Origin of the sequence: Streptomyces sp. 351MFTsu5.1 (assembly GCF_000383655.1) — a bacterium.
GTDB lineage: Bacteria > Actinomycetota > Actinomycetes > Streptomycetales > Streptomycetaceae > Streptomyces > Streptomyces griseorubiginosus.
Genome location: NZ_KB911781.1, coordinates 59,276 through 85,833 on the forward strand (window position 1 = coordinate 59,276; position 26,558 = coordinate 85,833).

The 26,558-nt window shown below is 69.7% G+C and carries 26 protein-coding genes and 1 pseudogene; 4 read left to right on the plus strand and 23 right to left on the minus strand.

Annotated elements, in window-relative coordinates; translation table 11 throughout:
* Positions 1–17: 17 nt before the first annotated feature.
* From H295_RS0117085 to H295_RS47960, 4 genes and pseudogenes are all read right to left on the minus strand, one after another.
* Complete coding sequence (locus tag H295_RS0117085) at positions 18–2,516, minus strand: hypothetical protein (RefSeq protein WP_020136550.1); 2,499 nt, start codon at positions 2,514–2,516, stop codon at positions 18–20.
* A gap of 229 nt (positions 2,517–2,745) precedes the next feature.
* Positions 2,746–3,069, minus strand: a complete 324-nt coding sequence (locus H295_RS0117090; RefSeq protein ID WP_020136551.1) for an STAS domain-containing protein — start codon at positions 3,067–3,069, stop codon at positions 2,746–2,748.
* Positions 3,070–3,282: 213 nt separating this feature from the next.
* Positions 3,283–4,131, minus strand: coding sequence for a 3-hydroxyacyl-CoA dehydrogenase family protein (locus tag H295_RS0117095; RefSeq protein ID WP_020136552.1), 849 nt, complete (start codon positions 4,129–4,131; stop codon positions 3,283–3,285).
* 137 nt (positions 4,132–4,268) lie between these two features.
* Positions 4,269–4,370 (minus strand): annotated as a pseudogene (locus tag H295_RS47960) (TetR/AcrR family transcriptional regulator); the annotation flags it as partial.
* A gap of 55 nt (positions 4,371–4,425) precedes the next feature.
* Here H295_RS47960 and H295_RS0117100 point away from each other — a divergent pair.
* A complete protein-coding gene (locus tag H295_RS0117100) occupies positions 4,426–4,998 on the plus strand; it encodes a cob(I)yrinic acid a,c-diamide adenosyltransferase (RefSeq protein WP_020136553.1) in 573 nt (190 codons plus the stop codon).
* Here H295_RS0117100 and H295_RS0117105 read toward each other — a convergent pair.
* Positions 4,995–5,525: a hypothetical protein gene (locus H295_RS0117105; protein ID WP_020136554.1), complete on the minus strand. Its 531-nt coding sequence runs from the start codon at positions 5,523–5,525 to the stop codon at positions 4,995–4,997. The two genes, H295_RS0117100 and H295_RS0117105, sit on opposite strands and share 4 nt — an antisense overlap.
* A gap of 152 nt (positions 5,526–5,677) precedes the next feature.
* On the opposite strand from H295_RS0117105, the gene H295_RS0117110 reads away from it, so the two are divergent.
* The 3 genes from H295_RS0117110 to H295_RS0117120 all read left to right on the plus strand — a co-directional run bounded on the left by H295_RS0117110 (position 5,678) and on the right by H295_RS0117120 (position 9,423).
* Positions 5,678–6,847, plus strand: coding sequence for a sensor histidine kinase (locus H295_RS0117110; RefSeq protein ID WP_020136555.1), 1,170 nt, complete (start codon positions 5,678–5,680; stop codon positions 6,845–6,847).
* Positions 6,844–7,485 carry a response regulator gene (locus tag H295_RS0117115; RefSeq protein WP_020136556.1) on the plus strand — a complete coding sequence of 214 codons (642 nt, stop codon included), beginning with the start codon at positions 6,844–6,846 and terminating at the stop codon, positions 7,483–7,485. The genes H295_RS0117110 and H295_RS0117115 overlap by 4 nt, the downstream gene beginning before the upstream one ends.
* A 117-nt stretch (positions 7,486–7,602) precedes the next feature.
* Positions 7,603–9,423 carry a glycoside hydrolase family 18 chitinase gene (locus H295_RS0117120; protein WP_020136557.1) on the plus strand — a complete coding sequence of 607 codons (1,821 nt, stop codon included), beginning with the start codon at positions 7,603–7,605 and terminating at the stop codon, positions 9,421–9,423.
* A 310-nt stretch (positions 9,424–9,733) separates the two neighbouring features.
* On the opposite strand, the gene H295_RS0117125 is transcribed toward H295_RS0117120, so the two are convergent.
* The 18 genes from H295_RS0117125 to H295_RS0117210 form a co-directional block, all read right to left on the minus strand.
* Entirely contained in the window at positions 9,734–10,180 is a 447-nt protein-coding gene (locus H295_RS0117125; RefSeq protein ID WP_028809448.1) for a DUF2550 domain-containing protein, read from the minus strand.
* A gap of 142 nt (positions 10,181–10,322) precedes the next feature.
* Positions 10,323–10,697: a F0F1 ATP synthase subunit epsilon gene (locus H295_RS0117130; protein WP_028809449.1), complete on the minus strand. Its 375-nt coding sequence runs from the start codon at positions 10,695–10,697 to the stop codon at positions 10,323–10,325.
* Between the two features lie 133 nt (positions 10,698–10,830).
* A complete protein-coding gene (gene atpD / locus H295_RS0117135) occupies positions 10,831–12,267 on the minus strand; it encodes a F0F1 ATP synthase subunit beta (RefSeq protein WP_020136560.1) in 1,437 nt (478 codons plus the stop codon).
* The gene (locus H295_RS0117140) at positions 12,267–13,184 is read right to left on the minus strand and encodes a F0F1 ATP synthase subunit gamma (RefSeq protein WP_020136561.1); all 918 of its coding nucleotides are present in this window, start codon (positions 13,182–13,184) and stop codon (positions 12,267–12,269) included. The genes atpD and H295_RS0117140 overlap by 1 nt, the downstream gene beginning before the upstream one ends.
* A 20-nt stretch (positions 13,185–13,204) precedes the next feature.
* Positions 13,205–14,797, minus strand: a complete 1,593-nt coding sequence (gene atpA, locus H295_RS0117145; protein WP_020136562.1) for a F0F1 ATP synthase subunit alpha — start codon at positions 14,795–14,797, stop codon at positions 13,205–13,207.
* 125 nt (positions 14,798–14,922) lie between these two features.
* Positions 14,923–15,738 (minus strand): F0F1 ATP synthase subunit delta, encoded by an 816-nt coding sequence (locus tag H295_RS0117150; protein WP_020136563.1) that lies wholly within the window; start codon positions 15,736–15,738, stop codon positions 14,923–14,925.
* Positions 15,735–16,286: a F0F1 ATP synthase subunit B gene (locus H295_RS0117155; RefSeq protein WP_020136564.1), complete on the minus strand. Its 552-nt coding sequence runs from the start codon at positions 16,284–16,286 to the stop codon at positions 15,735–15,737. The genes H295_RS0117150 and H295_RS0117155 overlap by 4 nt, the downstream gene beginning before the upstream one ends.
* 42 nt (positions 16,287–16,328) lie before the next feature.
* On the minus strand, positions 16,329–16,559 hold the full coding sequence (locus tag H295_RS0117160; RefSeq protein ID WP_020136565.1) for an ATP synthase subunit C: 231 nt from the start codon (positions 16,557–16,559) through the stop codon (positions 16,329–16,331).
* A 77-nt stretch (positions 16,560–16,636) separates the two neighbouring features.
* Positions 16,637–17,476, minus strand: a complete 840-nt coding sequence (gene atpB, locus H295_RS0117165; RefSeq protein WP_020136566.1) for a F0F1 ATP synthase subunit A — start codon at positions 17,474–17,476, stop codon at positions 16,637–16,639.
* Positions 17,477–17,686: 210 nt separating this feature from the next.
* A complete protein-coding gene (locus tag H295_RS0117170; RefSeq protein ID WP_020136567.1) occupies positions 17,687–18,118 on the minus strand; it encodes a hypothetical protein in 432 nt (143 codons plus the stop codon).
* 308 nt (positions 18,119–18,426) lie between these two features.
* Positions 18,427–19,734, minus strand: coding sequence for an MraY family glycosyltransferase (locus H295_RS0117175; RefSeq protein WP_020136568.1), 1,308 nt, complete (start codon positions 19,732–19,734; stop codon positions 18,427–18,429).
* Between the two features lie 129 nt (positions 19,735–19,863).
* Positions 19,864–21,105 carry a serine hydroxymethyltransferase gene (glyA, locus tag H295_RS0117180; protein ID WP_020136569.1) on the minus strand — a complete coding sequence of 414 codons (1,242 nt, stop codon included), beginning with the start codon at positions 21,103–21,105 and terminating at the stop codon, positions 19,864–19,866.
* A 283-nt stretch (positions 21,106–21,388) separates the two neighbouring features.
* A complete protein-coding gene (locus H295_RS0117185) occupies positions 21,389–22,060 on the minus strand; it encodes a low molecular weight phosphatase family protein (protein WP_020136570.1) in 672 nt (223 codons plus the stop codon).
* Entirely contained in the window at positions 22,057–22,704 is a 648-nt protein-coding gene (locus H295_RS0117190; protein WP_020136571.1) for an L-threonylcarbamoyladenylate synthase, read from the minus strand. The genes H295_RS0117185 and H295_RS0117190 overlap by 4 nt, the downstream gene beginning before the upstream one ends.
* A gap of 52 nt (positions 22,705–22,756) precedes the next feature.
* Positions 22,757–23,602 carry a peptide chain release factor N(5)-glutamine methyltransferase gene (gene prmC / locus H295_RS0117195; protein WP_020136572.1) on the minus strand — a complete coding sequence of 282 codons (846 nt, stop codon included), beginning with the start codon at positions 23,600–23,602 and terminating at the stop codon, positions 22,757–22,759.
* 145 nt (positions 23,603–23,747) lie between these two features.
* Entirely contained in the window at positions 23,748–24,824 is a 1,077-nt protein-coding gene (prfA, locus tag H295_RS0117200; protein WP_020136573.1) for a peptide chain release factor 1, read from the minus strand.
* Positions 24,825–24,926: 102 nt separating this feature from the next.
* Positions 24,927–25,145 carry a 50S ribosomal protein L31 gene (gene rpmE / locus H295_RS0117205; protein WP_020136574.1) on the minus strand — a complete coding sequence of 73 codons (219 nt, stop codon included), beginning with the start codon at positions 25,143–25,145 and terminating at the stop codon, positions 24,927–24,929.
* Between the two features lie 151 nt (positions 25,146–25,296).
* Positions 25,297–26,403, minus strand: coding sequence for an LCP family protein (locus H295_RS0117210; RefSeq protein WP_020136575.1), 1,107 nt, complete (start codon positions 26,401–26,403; stop codon positions 25,297–25,299).
* Between the last annotated feature and the right edge of the window lie 155 nt (positions 26,404–26,558).

The window sequence follows — 26,558 nt, forward strand, 5'->3', positions numbered from 1 at the left end:
CTCTTGTGCGCGCGCTTCTAGATGACCGACTCGCTGGGCGAGCTGACGGTGCTGCTGGTCTCCACGGGGGTGGTGGAGGCGGGGCCGCTGGCCGTGTTGGAGTTGGTCGGGGTGGTGCCGCTCGGGGTGGAGCTGGGCGTGCTCGACGGCGTGCTCGTGGGCCCGGACGGCGACGACGACGGCGTACCGGAACCCGTGGGTGAGGACGGTGTAGACGGCCTGGGCGACGAGGGCCTGGGGCTCGACGGCCTCGGCGAACTCGGCGTGCTCCCCGTCCCCTTCGTCCCGCTCGGCTTGGCCGAAGGAGTGGCCGTACCCGTCGGCGTCGGATCGTCCGCCGTCCCGTACGTGCCGTCGGGCCCCGGATCCGTCGGCCGGGACGTCGCCGTACCCGTGTCGCCCTTGTCGTCGTTCGACGGGACGTCCGCGCCGAGGTTGCCGTCGTCGATGCCGACGCTGGCCGACGGGTTGACGCCGACCTCGTTCGACGGGGAGTTCGGGTCGTTGTCGGAGGTGGCGCCCAGGGTCACCACGGTGCCGAGGACGGCGACGAGCAGCGCGCCCGCGCCGGCGGCGACCAGGTTGCGCTTGGCGAGGCCCTTGAGACCGCCCCGTGCCTTGCGGGAGGGCCCGGTGGCGGGGGTGCGGTGGACGACGACGGTCTGGGACTCGCCGGGCGGCTGGAGCCGCGGGAAGGCCGCGGGCACTCCCCCGGGCGGTGAGGCCGACTCGTCGTGGCGGGCGTCGGGCACCTCCTCGCCGGCCGTCGCGCCGAGGCCGACGAGGCCGGTGGCGGGTGTGGTGCCGTCCCGGTCGGAGACCAGGGCGAGGGCCCGCCGGCCCGCCACGGTGCCGCGCTTGTCGGCGAGGGCGCCGCGCAGGCCGATGGAGGCCTCCAGTTCGGCGCGGGCCCGGTCGAGCTCTCCGCCGCACAGCGCGAGGATGCCGAGTTCGTGGTGGAAGTAGGCCCGCTCGGACACCTCGCCGGCCAGCCGGGAGGCCTCGGAACCGGCCCACAGGGAACGCTCCCAGGCGCCCCAGTGGCCGCCCGCGGCGAACGCGGGTGCCGCCGTGCGGGCCAGCCGCACGGCGATCGTCTCCTCGCCGTCGAGGGGCGCGACGGTCACCGGGACCAGGACGTCGAGGGCGGCGAGCAGCGCGTCGGCTTCGGCGCAGACCCGCTCGGGGGTGACCGAGGGGTGGCCCGCCCACCAGTCGTAGTGCTGGGCGGCGGTGCGGGCGCGGTCCTCGATGTCGTCGGCGTATCCGGCGGCCTCCAGCTGGGCGAGGACTCCGGCGGCGAGCCGGTAGCGGGAGCCCACCGGGGAGACCAGTCCCGCGTCCGCGAGCTCGCCGAGGGCGGCGTCCGCGTGGGTGTCCCCGACCAGGGCGGGCAGGTGCGCCTGGTGGGGCACCTCGCCGCCGAGGGCGACGGCGAACCGCAGGGTGGCCCGCGCGGACTCGCTCAGCCGGGAGGCGAGCAGGGGTGCGGGCGCGGCGGCGTCCCCCAGCGCGGGCAGGGGTATCTGGTCGGCGTCTTCGGTGGGCGGCGGGGCGTCCGCCACGGCCATCTCCGCGAACACGCCGAACTCGTCGACGGCGCCGGCCCCGGCCCGCTGCCGGTCGCGCTGCCGGAGCAGGGCACCGGCCTGGACGAAGCGCAGCGGCAGACCCTCGGACTCGAACCAGAGGTCGCCTGCCCAGTTGGACTCCTCCTCCGTCAGCACCCGGCCGACGGCACGCTCCAGGAGTTCCACGCCGTCGGCGCGTTCGAGGCCGCTGAGGAGGACCTCCTCGACGGCGGAGTCGGCCGAGGGCGCGGGCACCTCGGGGGTGGCGCCGATCACGAAGGCGCACTCGGGTGTGGCGTCGAGGAGCTCGTCGAGGGCGGCCCCGCCGAACTCGATGTCGTCGAGGACGACGACCGCGCCGATCTCGCGGACGCAGGAGAGCAGCTCGTCCCGGTCGGGTCGGTGCAGGGGCGAGTCGAAGACGGCGTAGTAGAGGTCGTACAGGAGCTCTCCGGCCGTACGGCGGAAGCCGGTGAGGCGGACCACGCCGTCGGGGGCGAGGTCCGAGCAGTCGTCGGCGACGACGTCGAGGAGGCTGGTGCGGCCGGATCCCGCGGGGCCGGTCAGCCGGACCGAGCGGCCGCGGGCCAGCATCCGTACGAGCTGCTCGCGCTCGTCCTGGCGGGCCAGGAGCGGCAGGCTGGTACGGGTGGGGCCCGGAGGGACGGGCGGGCGGGCCGCGCGGTCCACCTCGGCGCGTTCGGCGGCACCGAACTTCGCGGGGCGGCCGGGGCGCTCGCCGGGCGGGCAGGCCTCTATCTCGCTGCCGTCGACGGGGTTGACGGTGAGCAGGTAGTCACCGGCGACGAGCTGGACGGTGCGGGCGAGCGCGGGTGAGTGCTGGCCGAAGTCGGGTGTGAGGGCGTCCCTGGGAGGCCGTTGACGCGGCGAACCGCCGTCACCGTCATGGCCGTACTCCTCGGGTCCCCGGTTGTTCGGGTCCATAGGTTCAAGCCCCCCAAAAGCGTCTCGTGTGCCGTCAGTGGCCCCTCCCGGCCGGCAGCACACAGCGCTGTCGCTTCTGGTCCGGGCCCGCTGGAAGGGTTGCAGGCAGCGGGCGACCGAACCCTAAACCTTCGCACAGTATCTATGACAGCCCGGGGTACCGCGCCGTCCGAGACGTCACAGTCTCGTGAGGATTGGGCGGGAGATGCGTTTCGCCAGGGTGACCGGGTCAGACCCGGGGCAGCGACTCGACCCCGATGCCGCCCTCGATCGCCAGGATCCGGTGCAGCCGGGTGGCGACCAGGAGGCGCTGCATCTGCGGCGGTACGTCGCGCAGCACCAGGCGGCGGCCGCAGCGGCCGGCCCTGCGGTGCGCGCCCATGATCACCCCGAGCCCGGTGGCGTCCCAGGAATCCAGCTCGGACAGGTCGAGCACCAGGTCGCCGGCTCCGTCGTCGACGGCCGAGTGCAGGACCGTACGGGCGTCCGCCGCGCTACGGACGTCGAGGCGGCCCCCGACGACCAGCTCGGCGTGGTCGCCCCTGATGTACATATGCGCTCCCCGAGAGTGCGTGCAGTACTCCACGAATGTGATGTCCAGTGATGACACCTCTGACTGCGTTGAGCGGCCAGAGGTTGCCGTCCGTAAGCGAACCGATACCGAATTCACCCTGAGGTGTGAAACCAGAGGGGTTTGTGCGGTTTCAGTGGTTGTTCCCCGACTGCCTCAGCGGCTCCGGCAGCCGCGTCGGCGGCCGGTGCTGACTCAGTAGCTGTAGAAGCCCTGCCCGCTCTTGCGTCCGATGTCACCGGCGTCCACCATCCGGCGCATCAGCTCCGGCGGGGCGAACTTCTCGTCCTGGGACTCGGTGTAGATGTTGCCGGTGGCGTGCAGCAGGATGTCGACGCCGGTGAGGTCCGCCGTGGCGAGCGGGCCCATGGCGTGGCCGAAGCCCAGCTTGCAGGCCAGGTCGATGTCCTCGGCGGTCGCGACGCCCGACTCGTAGAGCTTGGTCGCCTCGACGACGAGGGCGGAGATGAGACGGGTGGTCACGAACCCCGCCACGTCCCGGTTGACGACGATGCAGGTCTTGCCGACGGACTCGGCGAACTCCCGCGCGGTGGCGAGGGTTTCGTCGCTCGTCTTGTAGCCGCGGACCAGCTCGACGAGCTGCATCATCGGCACCGGCGAGAAGAAGTGCACGCCGACGACCCGCTCGGGGTGCTCCGTGGCCGCTGCGATCTTGGTGATCGGGATCGCGGAGGTGTTGGAGGCGAGCACGGCGTCCGGGCGCACGATCTTGTCGAGCGCGCGGAAGATCTCGTGCTTGACTTCCAGCTTCTCGAAGACGGCCTCGACGACGATGTCGGCGTCGGCGGCCGCGTCCAGGTCGGTGGTCGCGGTGATCCGGGCGAGGGCGGCGTCGGCGTCGTGCGCCTCCAGTTTGCCCTTGCTCACGAACTTGTCGTACGAAGCCTTGATGCCGTCGGTGCCGCGCTTCAGCGCCTCGTCGGTGACGTCCCGCAGGACCACGTCCCAGCCCGCCTGGGCAGAGACCTGGGCGATGCCGGAACCCATCAAGCCGGCGCCGATGACGGCAAGCTTCCGTGCCACTGTTGCGACTCCCCTTTGAAACGCCTTACGCCCTGTTTACGTTGCCTGTGCGGCGGACACTAGCGCTCGTGAGGGGCTGTGTGACCGGTTAGTAATGCGCGTCACGTCTCATCTGACGGACATCACACCGGTAGCTGTCACGAGTGGTCTCGTACGGCGTAGTTGAGCACCTTATCGCTCAACAACTCCTCCCCGTCGCTGAGAAGCACGAGTGTCTCTCGTGACACTTCGTCCGGTTCGTACCGAGGGCCGTCTCACATGCCCGTGCCGCCCTGACGTCATTACGCTGACCTCATGGTCAATCTGACGCGCATCTACACCAGGACCGGCGACCAGGGCACCACCGCCCTCGGCGACATGAGCCGGGTCGCCAAGACCGATCTGCGGATCTCCGCGTACGCGGACGCCAACGAGGCGAACGCGGTGATCGGCACGGCGATCGCCCTGGGCGGCCTGGAGGAGGACGTCGTCAAGGTCCTCACCCGCGTCCAGAACGACCTGTTCGACGTCGGCGCCGACCTGTCCACGCCCGTGGTCGAGAATCCCGAGTACCCGCCCCTGCGTGTCGAACAGTTCTACGTCGACAAGCTGGAGGCGGACTGCGACCGCTTCAACGAGCGGCTCGAGAAGCTCCGCTCCTTCATCCTCCCGGGCGGCACCCCGGGCGCGGCCCTGCTCCACCAGGCCTGCACGGTCGTACGCCGGGCCGAGCGCTCCACGTGGGCGGCCCTGGAAGTCCACGGCGACGCCATGAACCCCCTCACCGCCACCTACCTCAACCGCCTCTCGGACCTGCTGTTCATCCTGGCGCGGACGGCCAACAAGGACGTCGGGGACGTGCTGTGGGTGCCGGGCGGGGAGCGCTAGCGCTCCCGCTTGGGGAACAGGGTGTAGCTCGCGGCGATCAGCACGTTGATGCCGATCAGCCACAGCATCCGCTGCTGCCAGGCGCGCAGCGAGTCGGTCCGTCCGTCGCCGACGTACCAGACCGCGGCCTGGAGCAGGACCACGGTGACCACCGCAGCGAGGATCCAGCGGCCCGCGACCTTCCACTCGTGGACGGCGCGGGCCGTGCCGTACTTCGGCGGCCTCACGGGCGGCGGGCCGCCCGCGAACCGGTGGGCGACCCGGGCGTCCGCCCACTTGACCGTCGAATGGCCGAGGCCCACGGTGAAGCCGATGTAGACGGCGGCCAGGCCGTGCTTCCAGTCGGGCTCGGCTCCGTTCTTCAAGTCGATCGCGGTGACCGCGAACAGCACCAGCTCCAGCAGCGGCTCGCAGAGCAGCAGGGCCAAGCCGGTGCGCGGCATCCGCAGCCCGTACCGGAAGGCCAGTCCGGCCGCGAGCAGCACCCAGAAGGCCACCTCGCAGGCGATGATCAGTCCGACGACCACGACTCGCTCCCTTCGCTCACCCTTCCAGGCTCGCGTCGGCCCCGGGCCGTTTCGTCGTCGGCGGTGACGAGACCGCCGTACATCGAAAGATGCAGTCCAGGACCGTTCCCGGGGATCAGGCGCGGGGCGTGGACACCGTGTTGGATGGAGTCATGGCCCTCTCCCGCCCGCACCGCTTCGACGTGTACATCGCGGCCGGCGGGCTGCTCGGCGGGCTGCTGCTGGTGGCCATCGGCCTGGCCACCCGGCCGTCCTCCGATCCGATCACCCTCTTCGACGGCCCCTGGCCGGTGCTGCTGCCGCTCGTGGTGATGTCCGGCTGCGAGCTGCTGCGCCGGTCGACCCCGCGGGCGGCCCTGCTGACGGCCACGGTCGCGGTCTGCGCGGACGTCGTGACCCAGGGGAACCTGGCCACGGTGCTGATGTTCACCGACGTCATGTATGCCGCCGTGCTGTACGGCCCCCTCGCCTCGGCCCGTCGCATCCAGTGGATCACCGGTCTGCTGACGGTGGCCGGGACGCTGGTGCCGTTCGCGGTGTGGCGGGAGCCGGAGGCGCTGCTGATCGGGGTGGTCGTCGGGGTCGTGGCGTACGGGCCCGCCGCCACCGGCTGGATCGTGCGCGACCACCGGGACGCTGCCGAGGCCGCCCGGCTGCGCGCCGAACAGACCGCGCTGCTCGCCGAGATGGACCGCGCTCAGGCGGTCACCGCGGAACGGGCGCGCATGGCACGGGAGTTGCACGACATGGTCGCCAACCACCTGTCCGCGATCGCCATCCACTCCACGGCCGCCCTGTCCATCGACGAACCGGCCACCTCCAGGGAGGCGCTGTCCGTCATCCGGGAGAACAGCGTGGCGGGCCTCGCCGAGATGCGCCGGCTGATCGGCATCCTGCGCGACGCCGGCGGCGACACCGAGCCCGCCGTCGCGCCCACGCTCGACAGTCTCGCGGCCCTGGTCGAAGGCGCCCGCGCCAACGGCCTGGACGTGTGCCTCGACGCCGGCGACCACGGCAAGGTGCCTGCGCCGGTCGAACTCGCCGCGTACCGGATCGTCCAGGAGTCGCTGACCAACGCGCTCAAGCACGCGTGCCCCGGACGGGTCACGGTCGGTCTCGCGCGCCGGGACGGGGTCCTCGACGTGCGGGTCACCAGCCCCTACGGCCATCGGGACGGTCCCCGGGCCCCCGGCTCCGGTGCCGGACTGACCGGGATGCGGGAGCGGGCCGCGCTGCTCGGCGGCACGTTCCGGGCCGGGCCGCAGGGCGCGCTGTGGGCCGTGCACGCCACGCTTCCCCTCTCGGAAGGAGAGTCCGCATGATCCGCGTCCTCGTCGCCGAGGACCAGTCCGCCGTCCGCGCCGGGCTCGTCCTCATCCTGCGCAGCGCCCCGGACATCGAGGTGGTCGGTGAGGCGGCGGACGGCGAGCAGGCGGTGGCGCTGGCCCGGGAGTCGCGACCCGACCTGGTGCTGATGGATGTGCAGATGCCGCGTCTGGACGGGGTGTCGGCGACCCGGAAGGTCGTCGAGGAGGGGCTCGCCGATGTCCTCGTGCTGACCACCTTCGACCTCGACGAGTACGTGTTCGGGGCGCTGCGCGCGGGCGCGTCCGGTTTCCTGCTCAAGAACACCGAGGCCGGAGATTTCCTGGAAGCGGTCCGGACCGTGGCGCGCGGGGAGGGTCTGATCGCGCCCGCCGTCACCCGGCGTCTGATCGCCGAGTTCGCCGCCGGGGCGGCGCGGGAGCCGAGCGCGGATCCCGCCGTCCTCGACACCCTGACCCGGCGGGAACGCGAGGTGCTCTCCTGCCTCGGCGAGGGCCTGTCCAACGCGGACATCGCGATCCGGCTCGACATGGCGGAGGCGACGGTGAAGACGCACGTCAGCCGTCTGCTGGGCAAGCTGGAGCTGCGCAGCCGGGTGCAAGCGGCGGTGCTGGCGCAGGAGTTGGGCGTCTAGACCGCCGTATACGAGAGTGGTCCAGACCTATTGACCTGTGGTCCAGACCTTTCTATTCTCGCGGCACCGTGGGCGTGAAGGCTCAGTCACGCCCCCAACTCCCCGAGGAGGCGCACGATGCGCTTCAGACACAGAGCCGCGGCAGGATTCGCGACGCTGTTGCTCCCCTTCGCCGGCCTGGTCGGTCTCGCGAGCCCCGCCCAGGCCGCGACCTCCGCAACCGCGACCTACGCCAAGACCCAGGACTGGGGCAGCGGCTTCGAAGGCAAGTGGACGGTGAAGAACACCGGTACCACCAGCCTCAGTTCCTGGACCGTCGAGTGGGACTTCCCCTCCGGCACCTCCGTCACCTCCGCCTGGGACGCCGACGTCACCTCCTCCGGCACCCACTGGACGGCCAAGAACAAGTCCTGGAACGGCACCCTCGCCCCCGGCGCCTCCGTCTCCTTCGGCTTCAACGGCGCAGGCAGCGGCTCCCCCGCCAACTGCAAGCTGAACGGCGGCAGTTGCGACGGCGGCTCCACCCCGGGCGACGCGGCCCCGTCCGCACCCGGCACCCCCACCGCCTCCGACATCACCAACACCTCGGTGAAGCTGGCCTGGAGCGCCGCCACCGACGACGGGGGCGTCAAGAACTACGACGTGCTGCGCGACGGCGCCAAGGTGGCCACCGTGACGACGACGTCGTACACGGACAGCGGCCTCACCGCCGGCACCGACTACTCCTACACCGTCCAGGCCCGTGACACCGCCGACCAGACCGGCCCGGTCAGCGGCGCCCGCGCGGTGCGCACCACCGGCGGCACCACGGAGCCTCCGACGGGCGACAAGGTCAAGCTGGGCTACTTCACCGAGTGGGGCGTCTACGGCCGCAACTACCACGTGAAGAACCTGGTGACCTCGGGCTCGGCGTCGAAGATCACCCACATCAACTACGCCTTCGGCAACGTCAAGAACGGTCAGTGCACCGTCGACGACACCTACGCCGCCTACGACAAGGCGTACACCGCCGACCAGTCCGTCAGCGGTGTCGCCGACACCTGGGACCAGCCGCTGCGCGGCAACTTCAACCAGCTGCGCGAGCTCAAAGCCAAGTACCCCCACATCAAGGTGCTCTACTCCTTCGGCGGCTGGACGTACTCGGGCGGCTTCGCGCAGGCCGCCGCCAACCCGGCCGCGTTCGCCAAGTCCTGCAAGGCGGTCGTGGAGGACCCGCGCTGGGCGGACGTCTTCGACGGCATCGACATCGACTGGGAGTACCCCAACGCCTGCGGTCTGACCTGTGACACCAGCGGGGCCGCCGCCTTCAAGAACCTGATGTCGGCGCTGCGTGCGGAGTTCGGCTCCAGCTACCTCGTCACCGCGGCCATCACCGCCGACGGCTCCAACGGCGGCAAGATCGACGCGGCCGACTACGGCGGCGCCTCCCAGTACGTCGACTGGTACAACGTGATGACGTACGACTACTTCGGCGCCTTCAACGCGCAGGGCCCGACCGCCCCGCACTCGCCGCTGACCTCGTACGCCGGCATCCCGCAGGCGGGCTTCAACTCCGCCGACGCGATCGCCAAGCTGAAGTCGAAGGGCGTCGCCTCGAAGAAGCTGCTGCTCGGCATCGGCTTCTACGGGCGTGGCTGGACCGGCGTCACCCAGGCCGCCCCCGGCGGCACCGCGACCGGCGCGGCACCCGGCACCTACGAGGCGGGCATCGAGGACTACAAGGTCCTCAAGAACTCCTGCCCCGCCACCGGCACCGTCGCGGGCACGGCCTACGCCTACTGCGGCACCAACTGGTGGTCCTACGACACCCCCGCGACGATCGCCGGCAAGATGTCCTGGGCCAAGAACCAGGGCCTGGGCGGCGCGTTCTTCTGGGAGTTCAGCGGCGACACGAGCAACGGTGAGCTGGTGACCGCCATCAACAGCGGGCTGAGCTGACACCTGACACCGAATCGAGGGCGCGCGGCCTGTGCCGCGCGCCCTCGGCGTACTCCCCCCAGGGCCGGTCGGCCCTCGACGAAGGACCATCAGCGGCCGAAAGGCGGCGGCCGAACGGGAACAATCGGTATCTCGACCGCAAGCGGAATGACTCATTCGGGGGGGATGAATGAAGCGCAAGCGTATGAACAGGGAGAACGCCGGCGTCCCGTCGGCGAGGCCCGGCAGGGGGCACGTGGGGATGTTCACGGGGACGACGGTCGCGGCTCCGCTGACCGTGCTGCCCGTGACCGTCACCGTCACGCTCGACTCAGGCCACGTTGACACGCTGACCGGGGGGAGCTGCCTCCAGCCAGGCCAGGAAGCCGGTCAGCGCGTCCTCGCTCATGGCCAGCTCGAGGCGCGTGCCACGGTGCACACAGGTCAGGATGACGGCGTCGGAGAGCAGCGCCAGCTCCTCCTCGCCCTCGGGCAGACGGCGGCCCGCCACCTCGATCGCGGCACGTTCCAGGACGCGGCGCGGGCGGTAGGCGTAGGAGAAGACGCGGTACCACTCGACGCGGTCGCCGTTGTAGCGGGCCACGCCGTAGCTCCAGCCCTTGCCGCTGGTGTCGGTCTTCTCCGGGACGTCCCAGCGCAGCGAACAGTCGAAGGTGCCGCCGGAGCGCTGGATGAGCCTGCGGCGCAGGCCGAAGACGAACAGCCCCAGCACCACCAGGGCCACGACAATTCCGCACACAGTCAGAGCGAGGACCATCGACACCGACCTCCTCGTCTCCTAGGTACCTTCGATAGGTAACGGAACGGAAAAAACATCCAGATCTGCCACAGCCGCGACCGGCTCCGGATCGCTCCGGTGCCAGTCGCGGCTGAGTGACGTCATACAGCTCCGCGCGGCTCTAGCGCGTGGTCGCCGCGCGAAGTCGTACGTCGGCGCGACGCTCGGCGGCGGCATCGCCCTCCGCCTTCGCGCGCTCCAGCTCCCGCTCCGCACGCTGGACGTCGATCTCGTCCGACAGTTCGGCGATCTCGGCCAGCAGCGACAGCTTGTTGTCGGCGAACGAGATGAATCCGCCGTGCACCGCGGCGACGACCGTTCCGCCGTCGCTGGTGCGGATGGTCACCGGGCCCGACTCCAGCACACCGAGCAGCGGCTGGTGACCGGGCATGACGCCGATGTCGCCGGACGTGGTGCGCGCGACGACCAGGGTGGCCTCGCCGGACCAGACCTCTCGGTCGGCCGCGACCAACGCGACGTGCAGCTCAGCAGCCAAGGTGGCTCCTCGGGTCACCACCCGGCGGTTGTGCCGGGTGTTGGTTACAAGTCTAGTAGGCAGGAAAGAGGGGGCGGGACGTGCCCCGCCCCCTCAGGTGTGAACCACAGGGTTCACTTCGAACTCAGGGAGTTCAGGAGACGCCGAGTTCCTTGGCGTTGGCCTTCAGGTCCTCGATGCCACCGCACAGGAAGAACGCCTGCTCCGGGAAGTGGTCGTAGTCGCCGTCGATGATCGCGTTGAAGGCCGCGATCGACTCGTCCAGCGGCACGTCCGACCCGTCGACGCCGGTGAACTGCTTGGCGACGTGGGTGTTCTGGGACAGGAAGCGCTCCACGCGGCGGGCACGCTGGACGACCAGCTTGTCCTCCTCGCCGAGCTCGTCGATGCCGAGGATGGCGATGATGTCCTGGAGGTCCTTGTACTTCTGAAGGACACCCTTGACACGCATCGCGGTGTTGTAGTGGTCCGCCGAGATGTAGCGCGGGTCCAGGATCCGGGACGTGGAGTCCAGCGGGTCCACGGCCGGGTAGATGCCCTTCTCGGAGATCGGACGGGACAGAACCGTCGTCGCGTCGAGGTGGGCGAAGGTGGTGGCCGGGGCCGGGTCGGTCAGGTCGTCCGCGGGGACGTAGATCGCCTGCATCGAGGTGATCGAGTGACCACGGGTCGAGGTGATGCGCTCCTGGAGGAGACCCATCTCGTCGGCCAGGTTCGGCTGGTAGCCCACCGCGGAGGGCATACGGCCGAGCAGGGTCGACACCTCGGAACCGGCCTGGGTGAAGCGGAAGATGTTGTCGATGAAGAACAGCACGTCCTGCTTCTGCACATCGCGGAAGTACTCCGCCATGGTCAGACCGGCCAGGGCCACGCGCAGACGGGTGCCCGGGGGCTCGTCCATCTGGCCGAAGACCAGGGCGGTCTTGTCGATGACGCCCGAGTCGGCCATCTCCTCGATGAGGTCGTTGCCCTCACGGGTGCGCTCACCGACACCGGCGAACACGGAGACACCGTCGTGGTTGTTGGCGACGCGGTAGATCATCTCCTGGATGAGCACCGTCTTGCCGACGCCGGCACCGCCGAACAGACCGATCTTTCCACCCTTGACGTACGGGGTGAGAAGGTCGATGACCTTGACGCCGGTCTCGAACATCTCGGTCTTCGACTCGAGCTCGTCGAAGTTCGGGGCCTTGCGGTGGATGGACCAGCGCTCGCCCTCGTACTTCTCGTCGACGTTCAGCACCTCACCGAGGGTGTTGAACACCTTGCCCTTGGTGAAGTCGCCGACCGGGACGGTGATGCCCGTGCCGGTGTCGGTGACCGCGGCCTGACGGACCAGACCGTCGGTGGGCTGCATGGAGATGGTGCGGACCAGGCCGTCACCCAGGTGCTGGGCGACCTCAAGGGTCAGCGTCTTCTTCGCGCCGTCCTGGGCCGGGTCGGCCACCTCGACGTGAAGGGCGTTGTAGATGTCGGGCATGGCGTCGACGGGGAATTCCACGTCGACGACCGGGCCGATGACCCGGGCGACGCGGCCCGTGGCAGCGGCCGTCTCAACTGTCGTCGTCATTACCTGTCACTCCCCGCGGACGCGTCGGCCAGGGCTGCGGAGCCACCGACGATCTCGCTGATTTCCTGGGTGATTTCGGCCTGGCGGGCCGCGTTGGCAAGTCGGGAGAGGCTGGTGATCAGGTCTCCCGCGTTGTCGGTGGCCGACTTCATCGCGCGGCGCGTGGCGGCGTGCTTGGAAGCGGCCGACTGGAGCAGCGCGTTGTAGATCCGGCTCTCGACGTACCGCGGCAGCAGGGCGTCGAGGACGTCCTCCGCCGAGGGCTCGAAGTCGTACAACGGAAGGATCTCGCCCTTGGGGGCAGTCTCCTTGGCCACCTCTTCGAGGCTGAGCGGAAGCAGTCGGTCGTCGAGCGCCGTCTGCGTCATCATCGAGACGAACTCGGTGAAGACGATGTGGAGTTCGTCCACGCCGCCCTCGGCCGTGTCCTTCTCGATGGCCTCGATCAGCGGAGCCGCGACCTTCTTGGCGTCCGCGTAGGTGGGCTCGTCGGTGAAGCCCGACCACGACTCCACGACCTTGCGCTCGCGGAAGTTGTAGTGGGCCAGACCGCGGCGGCCGACGATGTACGTGTCGACCTCCTTGCCCTCGGCCTCAAGACGCTCGGTCAGCCGCTCCGCGACCTTGATGGCGTTGGAGTTGAAGGCACCCGCGAGACCGCGGTCGCTCGACAGGAGCAGCACCGCGGACCGCACGACCGTGTCGGCCTGCGTGGTCAGCGGGTGCTTCGTGTTCGAGCCGGTACCGACCGCCGTGACCGCACGCGTCAGTTCCTGCGCGTACGGCGTGGAGGCCGCCACCTTGCGCTGCGCCTTGACGACGCGCGAGGCGGCGATCATCTCCATCGCCTTGGTGATCTTCTTGGTCGCGGTGACGGATCGGATGCGACGCTTGTAGACCCGGAGCTGGGCTCCCATGAGTCAGGTCCCTTCCGTCGTCACTTGGCCGTGGCGGCCGGCGCGTCTTCGCCGAGAAGCTTGCCGTCCGAGGTCTCGAACTGCTTCTTGAAGTCCGCGATGCCGTCGGCGATGGCGGTGAGCGTGTCGTCCGACATCTTGCCGCCCTCCTTGATGGAGGTCATGAGGCCCTGCTCCTTGCGGTGCAGGTACTCCAGGAGCTCCTTCTCGAAGCGGCGGATGTCGTTCACCGGGACGTCGTCCATCTTGCCGGTGGTGGCGGCCCACACGGAGACGACCTGGTCTTCGGTGGCCATCGGCTGGTACTGCGGCTGCTTGAGCAGCTCGACCAGACGCTGACCGCGCTCCAGCTGCGCCTTCGACGCGGCGTCCAGGTCGGAACCGAAGGCGGCGAACGCCTCCAGCTCACGGAACTGGGCGAGGTCCAGGCGCAGACGGCCGGAGACCTGCTTCATCGCCTTGTGCTGCGCGGAACCACCGACTCGGGAGACGGAGATACCGACGTTCAGCGCGGGGCGCTGACCGGCGTTGAAGAGGTCCGACTCCAGGAAGCACTGGCCGTCGGTGATGGAGATGACGTTGGTCGGGATGAACGCCGAGACGTCGTTGGCCTTCGTCTCGACGATCGGCAGACCGGTCATCGAGCCGGCGCCCAGCTCGTCGGAGAGCTTCGCGCAGCGCTCCAGCAGACGGGAGTGCAGGTAGAAGACGTCACCCGGGTAGGCCTCACGCCCCGGCGGGCGGCGCAGCAGCAGGGACACGGCGCGGTAGGCGTCGGCCTGCTTCGAGAGGTCGTCGAAGATGATGAGGACGTGCTTGCCCTCGTACATCCACTGCTGGCCGATGGCCGAACCGGTGTACGGCGCCAGGTACTTGAAGCCGGCCGGGTCGGACGCCGGGGCGGCGACGATGGTCGTGTACTCCAGCGCGCCGGCCTCTTCGAGGGCGCCACGCACGGAGGCGATGGTCGAACCCTTCTGGCCGATGGCGACGTAGACGCAGCGGACCTGCTTCTTCGGGTCGCCGGAGCGCCAGTTGTCACGCTGGTTGATGATCGTGTCGACGGCCAGGGCGGTCTTGCCGGTCTGGCGGTCACCGATGACCAGCTGACGCTGGCCGCGGCCGATCGGGGTCATCGCGTCGACGGCCTTGTAGCCGGTCTCCATCGGCTCGTGCACCGACTTACGGGCCATGACGCCCGGAGCCTGCAGCTCAAGCGCGCGACGACCGCTGGTCTCGATCTCGCCGAGGCCGTCGATCGGGTTGCCGAGCGGGTCGACGACGCGGCCGAGGTAGCCCTCGCCGACAGCCACGGAGAGGACCTCACCGGTGCGGTGCACCGGCTGACCCTCCTCGATGCCGCTGAACTCACCGAGGACGATGGCGCCGATCTCGCGCTCTTCCAGGTTGAGCGCGAGGCCGAGGGTGCCGTCCTCGAACTTCAGCAGTTCGTTGGCCATGGCCGAGGGAAGGCCCTCGACCTTCGCGATGCCGTCGCCGGCAAGGGTGACCGTACCGACCTCCTCGCGCGAGGCCGCGTCCGGCTTGTACGACTGGACGAAGTTCTCCAGCGCGTCCCGGATCTCCTCCGGCCGGATCGTGAGCTCCGCCATCTGGGTTCCCTGCTCTCCTTGTTGGGCCCGAAGTTTCACTTTGGGGGTCTGGGGGCGACCCCCAGGATTCTTCATGTACGGCCCAACCAGGGCCGTCGTCCGTACGTACTGCTGTGAAGTTGCTGCTAGCCCGCCACGCGGCGGCCGGCGTCCTCGATACGGTCCGCGATGGAGCCGTTGATGACCTCGTCACCGACCTGCACCCGGATCCCGCCGAGGACCTCGGGGTCCACGTCGAGGTTGAGGTGCATCTGGCGGCCGTAGAGCTTGGCCAGGGCACCGCCCAGGCGCTGCTTCTGCCGGTCGCTCAGCGGAACCGCCGAGGTGACGACGGCCACCATGCGGTCCCGGCGCTCGGCGGCGAGCTTGGACAGGGACTCGAGTCCCGACTCCAGGCTACGTCCCCGGGGCGCGGCCACAAGGCGCGTCACCAGACGCTCGGTCGTCGCATCGGCACGGCCGCCGAGCAGGCTGCCGAGCAGCTCGCGCTTGGCCGAGGCCGAGGCGGTGCGGTTGGTCAGTGCGGCGCGCAGCTCGGTGTTCGAGGAGACGATCCGGCCGAACCGGAACAGCTCGTCCTCGACGTTGTCGAGCGTGCCCCGCCGCTGCGCGGCGGTGAGGTCGGCGATGTTCGCCAGCTCCTCCAGCGCGTCCACCAGGTCGCGCGACTGCGACCAGCGGGAGCGCACCATGCCGGCGACGAGGTCCGCGGCGGGGCCGCCGACCTGCGTACCGATCAGACGCTGGGCCAGTTCGGCCTTGGCCTCGCCGGCCTGCGCCGGGTCGGTCAGGACCCGACGCAGCGACACCTCGCGGTCGAGCAGCGCGGTGACGGCGGCCAGCTCGTCGGCGAGCGAGCCGGCGTCCACGGACGTGTTGTCCGTCAGCGCGTCGAGACGCTCGCGTGCGGCTGCCAGGGCCTCGCGGCTCGCTCCGTTCATCGCGCCGCCTCGGCCTTCTCCTCGAGGTCGTCGAGGAAGCGGTCGATCACGCGGCTCTGCCGGGCGTGGTCCTCGAGGGACTCGCCGACGAGCTTGCCGGCCAGGTCGGTGGCGAGCTTGCCCACGTCCTGACGCAGCGCGGACGCGGCGGCCTTGCGGTCCGCCTCGATCTGCGCGTGACCGGCGGCGACGATCTCCTCGCGCTGCCGCTGGCCTTCCGCGCGCATCTCGGCGATGAGCGTGGCGCCCTGCTCCTGAGCCTCCTGGCGCAGGCGCGCGGCCTCGTGGCGGGCCTCGGCGAGCTGTGCCTTGTACTGCTCAAGGACGCTCTGGGCCTCGGTCTGCGCGGCCTCGGCCTTCTCGATACCGCCCTCGATGGCCTCGCGACGCTCTTCCAGAACCTTGTTGATGGTCGGGAGGAGCTTCTTGGCGAGGAAGCCGAAGACGATGACGAAGGCGATCAGGCCGATGACGAGCTCCGGCCACGGCGGAATGAGGGGATTCTCCTTCTCCGCCTCGGCCGCCAGCTGAACCAGTGCGTGGTTCACATCAGTGCCTTTCGTCGAATGGGGCTGTCGTCGTGGTTCGTCTTAGTAGACGAACGGCATGACGAGGCCGATGAGGGCCAGCGCCTCACAGAACGCGAAGCCGAGGATCTGGTTACCGCGGATGAGGCCGGCCGCCTCGGGCTGGCGGGCGAGGGCCTGGGTGCCGTTGCCGAAGATGATGCCGACGCCGACGCCCGGGCCGATCGCGGCGAGGCCGTAACCGATGGAGCCGAGGTTGCCGTCGACCGCAGCGAGGGTCTGGAGAGCGGACATGCCGGTTCTTCCTTCTCTTTCAGTGACCGGTGGGGGTTGGCCACCGGATGTCTCTGGGGGTGTGGCGGGGGCGGTGCTCAGTGGTGCTCGGCGAGCGCGCCCTGGATGTAGGTGCAGGTCAGGAGGACGAAGACGTACGCCTGCACTGCCTGGATGAAGAGCTCGAAGGCCGTCATCACGATGACCATCACGAACGAGACACCGGAGTAGGCGATACCGATGCCGTTCAGCATGTACCAGCTGGCGATCGTGAAGAGCAGCAGCAGGGTGTGGCCGGCGAACATGTTCGCGAACAGTCGCACCGCGTGCGTGAAGGGGCGGACCAGCAGGTTCGAGAAGAACTCGATGACCATGGCCAGCGGGAGCACCGCGCCGAGCGACTTGTCGTAGCCCGTGACGTTCTTGAAGAACCCGACGAACCCGTGCCGCTTGAAGGTCAGCGAGACCCAGGTGATGTAGACGATCGCGGCGAGGACGGCCGGGTAGGCGATGATCGAGGTCACCGGGAAGGAGGCGACCGGGATGATCGACCACAGGTTCAGCATCCAGATGAAGAAGAACAGCGAGACGGCGAGCGGTACGTACTTCTCGCCCTCCTTCTTGCCGATCGTCTCGTAGACGACACCGCGGCGGACGAAGTCGTAGCCGGCCTCGGCGATCATCTGGAGCTTGCCGGGGACCATCTTCGGGCGGGCGAACGCGGCCCAGAAGAAGCCCACGACGATGACCGAGCCGAGCAGGGCCAGCAGCATCGGCTTGTTGAAGTAGAAGCCGTTGCCGTCGGCGTCGCCCCACAGGGGCTCGAACATGAACGAGTGCAGGCCCGGAGCCGGGAAGCCGCACCCGTCGAACAGGTGACAGCTCGTGTCGAAAGCGAGCGTCTGCGTCGGGTCAGCACTCACCGCGGGCTCCTTCATCGTGGCGCATAGGTACGGCAACCTCGTTGTGTCGGCGCGGCGGTAGGCCGCAGTTCGGCACGGGACTGGTGTAACGGATGTGGGGGCGGCCGGGGGGCATCGAGCCTCGCGTTCGAGCAGGCGTCAGCTCGGATGCCCGCGCCCGCGATGCCGCAGTTGGCACCGGACGATAGCAGGGTCTCTCAGTCGCATTTATCCCGGCCCTACCTCTCACGACGAGTGCCCGGATTTTTCGGGCTTGGTGCCCGAATCGGGTTCGACGTAGAGGATCTTGGACTTCATGTGGGCGCGAGTCTGTGCGGCGATCCAGGTCAGGGTGGAGACGACGAGCGTGAGAGCGAAAGCCTTCGGGTGGAACAGCGTGGTGTTCTTGAACGCGGCCAGGAAGACGAACAGCAGCAGGATCTGAGCCGCGTACAGCATCAGGCCCATCGCCTGGAAGAGGTGCGGAAGCGATTTGGCAGTGCGCTGAAGGACGTAGAGGCCGATTCCCATGAAGAGGATGACGACCAGCGTCGCCACACCCGCCCCGATCGCACCCTTGCCACCGGCGACCACACCACTGACGACGGCGGCGACAGCGCCGACGGCAGCCGTGGGCACGGCAGCCTGAGCCAGGATCCGGACGTCGTTGGACGGCATGGCGGCAACTCCGCTTTCAAAGGGGGGCAGGTGTCGTCATGGACGAGCGTAGTACCGGGCTGAGAGTGACCCTCACGCCAAGGGACCGTCGCACTACGGTCCTTCGGCTCTGTCCCGGGTTCTCGTGAACCGTATCACAAACTATTTGATGCGGTCTTTACCTAGAAGGTGTGCCAGCTGTCACACATGAGAGTGAAAGCGCGCGTCCGAGCAGAAACACGGTCGAGTTGTCTGGTATGGGGGCGATTTGTCGCCCCGAGCAACTCCCACGCGTTGGCAATGCTTTAGTCAGATTCTTACCTTGGGCGTCAGCGCGACGACTCGGCCTTACGCCTCTCCGGCACCCGGGAGCGGGCCCCCAGGGCGGTCGCGCCATTGACACCCGCCACCCCGACGGCGACCGGGGTGCGCTGCTCCACCTCCACGGGCTCCGTGACCACGGGACGCCTGCGGCGGCGGTACCGCGGCGGCACGAACGCCTGGGCCCACATCGGGGCGCGGGGCGTGAAGCGCGGCAGCAGGAGCAGCACCAGGCCGATCGCGCTGAGGAACACCACACCGAGCACGATCCACATGGACGCGGAGTTCACGGAGTAGGCGAGCGAGCCGAACGCGATCAGCGCCGACCAGAAGTACATGATCCACACCGCCCGGCTGTGCGAGTGGCCGATCTCCAGGAGCCGGTGGTGCAGATGGCCGCGGTCGGCGGCGAACGGCGACTGACCGCGCCAGGTGCGGCGCACGATCGCCGAGATCAGGTCGGCGGCCGGGACCGCGATGATCGTCAGCGGCAGCAGCAGCGGGATGTAGACCGGGACCGTCTGGTGCACGGCCGCCTTCTCGGACCCCGCGAACAGCTTCAGGGCGTCCGGGTCGATCTGCCCGGTGATGGAGATCGCGCCGGCGGCCAGCACCAGGCCGATCAGCATGGAGCCGGAGTCCCCCATGAAGATCCGCGCCGGGTGCATGTTGTGCGGCAGGAAGCCCAGGCACATGCCCATCAGGATCGCCGAGAACAGCGTGGCCGGGGCGGCCGCCTCGATGCCGTACGAGTACCAGATGCGGTAGGCGTACAGGAAGAACGCGCCGGCGGCGATGCAGACCATCCCGGAGGCGAGGCCGTCGAGGCCGTCGACGAAGTTCACCGCGTTGATGGTGATGACGACCAGCGCGACCGTCAGCAGGGTGCCCTGCCACTGGGTCAGCGCGACGGATCCGACACCCGGGACCGGCAGCCACAGGATCGTCAGACCCTGCATGACCATCACACCTGCGGCGATCATCTGGCCGCCGAGCTTGATGAGGGCGTCGATCTCGAACTTGTCGTCCAGCACACCGATCAGCCAGATCAGCGCGGCCCCGCTGAGCAGCGCCCGGGGCTCGTTCGACTTGGCGAACACCTCGTTGAGGTTGGTGAGATGGTCGGCGACCAGCAGTCCCGCGCACAGTCCGAAGAACATGGCGATACCGCCGAGTCTCGGAGTCGGTTCCCGGTGCACGTCACGGGCCCTGATCTCCGGCATCGCTCCGGCCACGATCGCGAACTTCCGTACCGGCCCTGTCAGCAGATACGTCACCGCGGCCGTGATGCAGAGCGTCAGCAGGTATTCACGCACGGGCTTCCCCACAGGTCTCGCTGGCCATCTCAGCACCACACCCTAGCGACGGACGCATATGGTTGTGGACTTCCGGGTAGCGACGATGGTTGCACGTGTGGCTGTGCACGCAGGTGCGAATACCCCCGCTCAGCCGGGATACGGCGGAAATCCGTCGACCAGGTCCCGGACTTCTTCACGTGCGCGGACCCTCTCGGCCGTCCCCCGCACCACCCCCGCGAGCAGGGCGGCGATCCTCGTCATCTCCTTCTCGGCCATGCCCTGGGTGGTGACGGCGGCGGTGCCCAGGCGCAGTCCGCGGCTGTCGGCGTGAGGTAGCGCACAGCAGTCGAGCACCATGCCCGCGGCCGCGAGCCGTCCCCGGGCGGTGCGTCCGTCGACGCCGAGGGGCGCCGGATCGGCCGTCACCAGGTGGGTGTCGGTGCCGCCCGTGGTGACGACGAATCCCTCCTCCGCGAGCGCGGCCGCGAACACCCGTGCGTTGGCGACCACTTGACGGGTGTACGCGGCGAACTCCGGGGTCGCCGCCTCGCCGAACGCGACCGCCTTCGCGGCGATGGTGTGCATCTGCGCGCCGCCCTGCGTGAACGGGAAGACGGCCCGGTCGACCCGCTCGGACAGCTCGCTCCCGCACAGGATCATCCCGCCGCGCGGGCCGCGCAGCACCTTGTGCGTGGTGGCGCAGACGATGTCGGCGTACGGCACCGGACTGGGCGCCGCTCCCCCGGCGACGAGTCCGATGGGGTGGGCGGCGTCGGCGATGAGATAGGCGCCCACCTCGTCGGCGACCTCGCGGAAGAAGGCGTAGTCGATGTGGCGGGGGTAGGCGATGGAGCCGCACACGATCGCCTTCGGCCGGTGGGTGCGGGCGAGGGTACGCACCTGCTCGTGGTCGATGATCCCGGTCTCCGCGTCGACGCCGTAGGGGACGAAGTCGAACCAGCGGCCCGAGAAGTTGGCGGGCGAGCCGTGGGTGAGGTGGCCGCCGTAGGGCAGGCCCAGGGCGAGGACGGTGTCGCCGGGGCGCAGCAGGGCCGCGTAGGCGGCGAGGACGGCCGAGGAGCCGGAGTGGGCCTGCACGTTGGCGTGCTCGGCGCCGAACAGGGACTTCGCCCGCTCCACCGCGAGCCGCTCGGCAACGTCGACGATCTCGCAGCCGCCGTGGTGACGGGCGCCGGGGTAGCCCTCGGCGTACTTGTTGGCGAGCGGCGAGCCGAGTGCGGCCAGCACCGCGGGCGAGCAGAAGTTCTCGGCCGCGATCAGCTGGAGCGTCGACGCCTGCCGGTCGAGCTCCCCGAGCAGGATCTCGGCCAGCTCGGGGTCCTGCCGCGCGAGGACGTCGGCGGTCTGGGGCGCATGGGTGACCGACATGGTGGACTCCGGGGCGTCGACGATGACGTCTCCCCAATGTAGGCCGGGGTCGCCGGGTACGCCCCGTTGTTGCACCCGTGCGAGCTCCTGCCCCCTACACGCAGGGCACCCCCACCGGCCCCTACATACGCGCCGGCACCCCCGTCAGCGCGGTCACCACCGGGTCCAGCGCCTCGTTCAGCCCCATCCCCGACGCGCCCCTCGCACCGCTCGGCCCTGGCGGGCCTCCCGGGCTTCGGGCCGCTGCGTCGGACTCCGTCCGCCGGCTCGGGTCCTGTCCGCGTCAGGCGCGTGCCGGCACCCCCGTCAGCGCGGTCACCACCGGGTCCAGCGCCTCGTTTATCTCGTCGCCGATGGAGCGGAAGAAGGTCAGGGGGGCGCCGTACGGGTCGAAGACCTCGTCGGCCTCGGCGGTGGGGGCCAGGAGCCACCCGCGTAGAGCCGCCGCCGCGCGGACCAGGGCCCGTGCGCGGACGACCAGGCCGTCCTCCAGGGGCGGCAGGGTCGCCGGGTCGATCGCCTTCACCAGGCGGGTGAACTCCTTCAGGGTGAAGGTGCGCAGGCCCGCCGAGTGGCCCATCGAGATGACCTGCTGGCGGTGGTCGCGGGTGGCGGTCAGGACCAGGTCGGCCATGATGACGTGCTCGTCGAGGAGTTCACGCCCGGTGAAGCCGGAGGCGTCCGCGCCGAAGTCGGCGAGCACCGCCTCCGCGTTGGCCTCCATGGGCGCGCCCTCGTGCCCCCAGGTCCCCGCGCTCTCCACGACGAGCCCGCCCCACAGCGGGTCCCCGAGGCGGTCCGCCAGGGCATGCCGGGTCAGCCGCTCGGTGATCGGCGAGCGGCACACGTTGCCGGTGCTGACGTGGAGGATGCGGAAGCTGTCCCGCGGGAGCCCCGTGAAGGTCCGCGTCTCTTCCCCGTCCCATATGCCACGCCCCGCGTCAGGGGCCGTCAATTCGCCACCTCGAGGTCGGGTACGACCTTCCTGAGCTCGTCCGCGGAGATCGCGCCCGCGCGCAGCAGCAGCGGCACCTCACGGGTGACGTCGACGATGGAGGAGGGGACGTTGCCGGGGGTGGGGCCGCCGTCGAGGTAGACGGAGACCGAGTCGCCGAGCATGTCCTGGGCGGCGTCACAGGTCTCCGGCGAGGGGTGGCCGGTCAGGTTGGCGGAGGAGACCGCCATGGGGCCGACCTCGGTCAGCAGCTCGATGGCGACGGGGTGCAGCGGCATCCGGACGGCCACCGTGCCCCGTGTGTCGCCAAGGTCCCACTGGAGGGACGGCTGGTGCTTGGCGACGAGCGTGAGCGCTCCCGGCCAGAAGGCGTCGACCAGTTCCCAGGCCAGCTCGGAGAAGTCGGTGACGAGGCCGTGGAGGGTGTTCGGGGAGCCGATCAGCACGGGAGTGGGCATGTTGCGGCCCCGGCCCTTGGCCTCCAGCAGGTCGTGGACGGCCTCCGAGGAGAACGCGTCGGCGCCGATGCCGTACACCGTGTCGGTCGGGAGGACCACGAGCTCGCCACGGCGGACGGCGGACGCGGCTTCGCGCAGACCGGTCGTGCGGTCGGTCGCGTCGTTGGTGTCGTATCGCCGTGCCATGTCTAGCGGGCCTCCTCGTACACGTACTGCTCTGAAGTCTTCGGGAAGTGGCTCACGGCATCGCCTTGCGGGCCGTCGCGAACCGGGGGCGGTTGTTGAGGTCGGGGTGGTCGGCCGCGTCGGCCCAGCCCCGCTCCTCGGTGAAGATCCACGGCACCTGGCCGCCCTGGGTGTCGGCGTGCTCGATGACGACGACACCGCCGGGGCGCAGCAGCCGGTGCGCGGTGCGTTCCAGACCGCGGATGAGGTCGAGGCCGTCCTCGCCGGAGAACAGGGCGAGTTCGGGGTCGTAGTCCCGCGCCTCGGGAGCGACGTACTCCCATTCGGTGAGCGGGATGTAGGGCGGGTTGGAGATGACGAGGTCGACATGGCCGTCGAGGTCGGGGAAGGCGTCGAGGGCGTTGCCCTGGCGCAGGTCGACGCGGGAGCCCTCGACGTTCTTACGGGTCCACTGGAGGGCTTCCTCGGACAGTTCCACGGCGTGCACGCGGGAGCGCGGGACCTCCTGGGCGAGCGCGAGCGCGATGGCGCCGGAGCCGGTGCACAGGTCGACGATGCACGGCTCGACGACGTCCATCGCGCGGACGGCGTCTATGGCCCAGCCGACCACGGACTCGGTCTCGGGCCGGGGCACGAACACGCCGGGGCCCACCTGGAGTTCGAGGTAGCGGAAGTAGGCGAGGCCGGTGATGTGCTGGAGCGGCTCGCGCTGCTCACGGCGCGCGATGGTCTCCCAGTATCGGGCGTCGAAGTCCGCGTCCTTGACGGAGTGCAGCGCGCCCCGCTTCACGCCGTGCACGAACGCGGCGAGCTCCTCCGCGTCGTTGCGCGGCGAGGGCACGCCGGCGTCGGCGAGCCGCTGGGTGGCCTGGGCCACCTCTGCGAGCAGCAGGTTCACGCAAGTCCTCCGTGTCGTACTCGGTCCGTGCGTACGTACCTTAAGGGGGTGTGCCCGGCCGGGGCCGGGGTCGCCCACGGCTGCCGCGTCTTTCCCGCGACCCCGCCCCCCATGAGCCACCCCCACTGCGCGGCCTGACGCAGTCCTACGCGGCCGCCAGCTTCGCCGCCGAGTCCGCGTCGACGCAGGCCTGGATCACCGCGTCGAGGTCGCCGTCCAGGACCTGGTCCAGGTTGTACGACTTGAAGCCGACGCGGTGGTCCGAGATGCGGTTCTCCGGGAAGTTGTACGTGCGGATCTTCTCGGAGCGGTCGACGGTGCGGACCTGGCTGCGCCGGGCGTCGGCGGCATTGCGCTCCGCCTCCTCCTGCGCCGCCGCGAGCAGCCTGGAGCGCAGGATACGCAAGGCCTGCTCCTTGTTCTGCAACTGGCTCTTCTCGTTCTGGCAGGAGGCGACCACTCCGGTGGGGATGTGCGTGATGCGCACGGCGGAGTCGGTGGTGTTGACGGACTGCCCTCCGGGCCCGGAGGAGCGGTAGACGTCGATGCGGAGGTCGTTGGGGTTGATCTCGACGTCGACCTCCTCGGCCTCGGGGGTCACGAGGACACCGGCCGCGGAGGTGTGGATGCGGCCCTGGGACTCGGTCGCCGGGACGCGCTGGACGCGGTGCACGCCGCCCTCGTACTTGAGGCGGGCCCACACGCCCTGGCCGGGCTCGGTGGCGCCCTGGCCGCCCTTGGTCTTCACGGCGACCTGGACGTCCTTGTAGCCGCCGAGCTCGGACTCGGTGGAGTCGATGATCTCGGTCTTCCACCCGACGCGCTCGGCGTAGCGCAGGTACATGCGCAGCAGGTCGCCCGCGAACAGCGCGGACTCGTCGCCGCCGGCACCGGCCTTGATCTCCAGGATGACGTCCTTGTCGTCGGACGGGTCCCGGGGCACGAGCAGCAGCCGCAGCTTCTCGGTCAGCTCCTCGCGGGTGCGCTCCAGCTCCTTGACCTCGGCCGCGAAGTCGGGGTCGTCGGCGGCGAACTCCTTCGCCGTCTCCACGTCGTCGCCGGTCTGCTTCCAGGAGCGGTACGTGGCGACGATCGGGGTGAGCTCGGCGTAACGCTTGTTCAGCTTGCGCGCGTTGGCCTGGTCGGAGTGGACCGACGGGTCGGCGAGCTTCTTCTCCAGCTCGGCGTGCTCACCGAGGAGTTCCTCGACGGCCTCGAACATCTCTGGCTCCTGTACTGCGGACGAAGGGGGTGGGCGGGCGACCAAAAACGCCGGTCCCGGCGCACTCCGAGGAGTGCGGCGTGGACCGGCGCTGGTGGCTCGCTACTTCTTGGCAGCAGCCTTGCCGAAGCGGGCCTCGAAGCGGGCCACACGGCCACCGGTGTCGAGGATCTTCTGCTTGCCCGTGTAGAACGGGTGGCACTCGGAGCAGACCTCGGCACGGATGGTGCCGCTGGTGATCGTGCTACGGGTGGTGAACGACGCGCCACAGGTGCAGCTGACCTGCGTCTCGACGTACTCGGGGTGGGTGTCGCGCTTCAAGGTGTCTCCTAGTTTCGGGAGGGCGCCGGGTCGCCGCCGCGGGATGCGGGAGCGTGAACCGGGGCCGACGTACCAGTCTGCCAGCACTGGCCGCATCCCCCAAAACGAGGGGTCGCGGTGATCTATTCCCAGCGCTCCCGGCAGCGGTGTCCTACGACGTGACGACGCCCTTGGCCTGGCCCGTCGCGTTGCCCTCGGTGGCCGACTTCGGGATCGCCCGGTCGTTCTCCAGGGCCGTCCAGATCTGCTGGGCCTTGGTCTGCTGCACGAGCACGCGGTTCGGGTTGGCCGGGTCGTACTGGACCGGCATGGTGACCATGGTCATGCCCTCCGGGCTGATGCCCTTGAGGCCGCTGGCGAAGGAGACCAGGGAGTTGACCGAGCCGAGGTGGGAGTCGGTGGTGACGGCCTTGGTGGCGGTGTCGGCGAGGTCGTACAGCCTCTTGGGGTTGCTCAGGACGCCGACGCTCTTGATCTGCTTGACCAGAGCCTTGATGAAGGCCTGCTGGAGCTGGATGCGGCCGAGGTCGGAGCCGTCGCCGACGCCGTGCCGGGTCCGGACCAGGCCGAGGGCCTGGGCGCCGGTGAGCTCGTGCGTGCCGGCCTTGAGGTCGAGGTGGCTGTCGGGGTCCTTGATGGCCTTGGTCGTGGTGACGGTGACCCCGCCGAGTTCGTCGACCAGCTTCTCGAAGCCGCTGAAGTCGACTTCCAGGTAGTGGTCCATGCGGATGCCGGTCATGGACTCGACCGTCTTGACCGCGCAGGCCGCGCCGCCGGTGGTGTAGGCGGAGTTGAACATGACGCCCTTGGCGGCGTCGTGCCGCTCGCCCTGGGTGTCGGTGCACTCGGGGCGGTCGATCAGGGTGTCGCGCGGTATGGAGACCACGGTGGCCTTCTTGTGGCCCTTGTAGACGTGCACGACCATCGCGGTGTCGGAGCGGGCGCTGCCGTCGTCGGTGCCGCCGCCGAGCTTTCTGTTGGAGCCGGAGCGGGTGTCCGAGCCCAGGACGAGGATGTTCTCGGAGCCGTTGTCGACCTTCGTGGGCCGGGCGCTGCCGAGGACCTGGTCGATGTCGACGCTCTTGATGTTGCCGTTGAGCTTGAAGTACAGGTAGCCGGCCCCGGTGCCGCCCAGCACGACGATCCCCGCGGCGACCCAGGCCGTGACCAGCAGGCCCTTGCGCCCCTTGCTGCGGGGTTTGCGGCGACGTCCCTTGCCGCCCGGCTTCCCGGGTATCGGCGTGCTCTCGGCTGACATGTGCTCCTCGAATCTCGTCCGGTCGGTTACCCCCTGCTTTCAGGGTCAGACGTGGTCGTGAAAAGACCCGTACCGCACCATCGTCGCTCCGCCTGGTCAGACGGCGAAACTCGAGAAAGGGTTGCACAACGCCCTGTGACCACCACGTGCAGCGA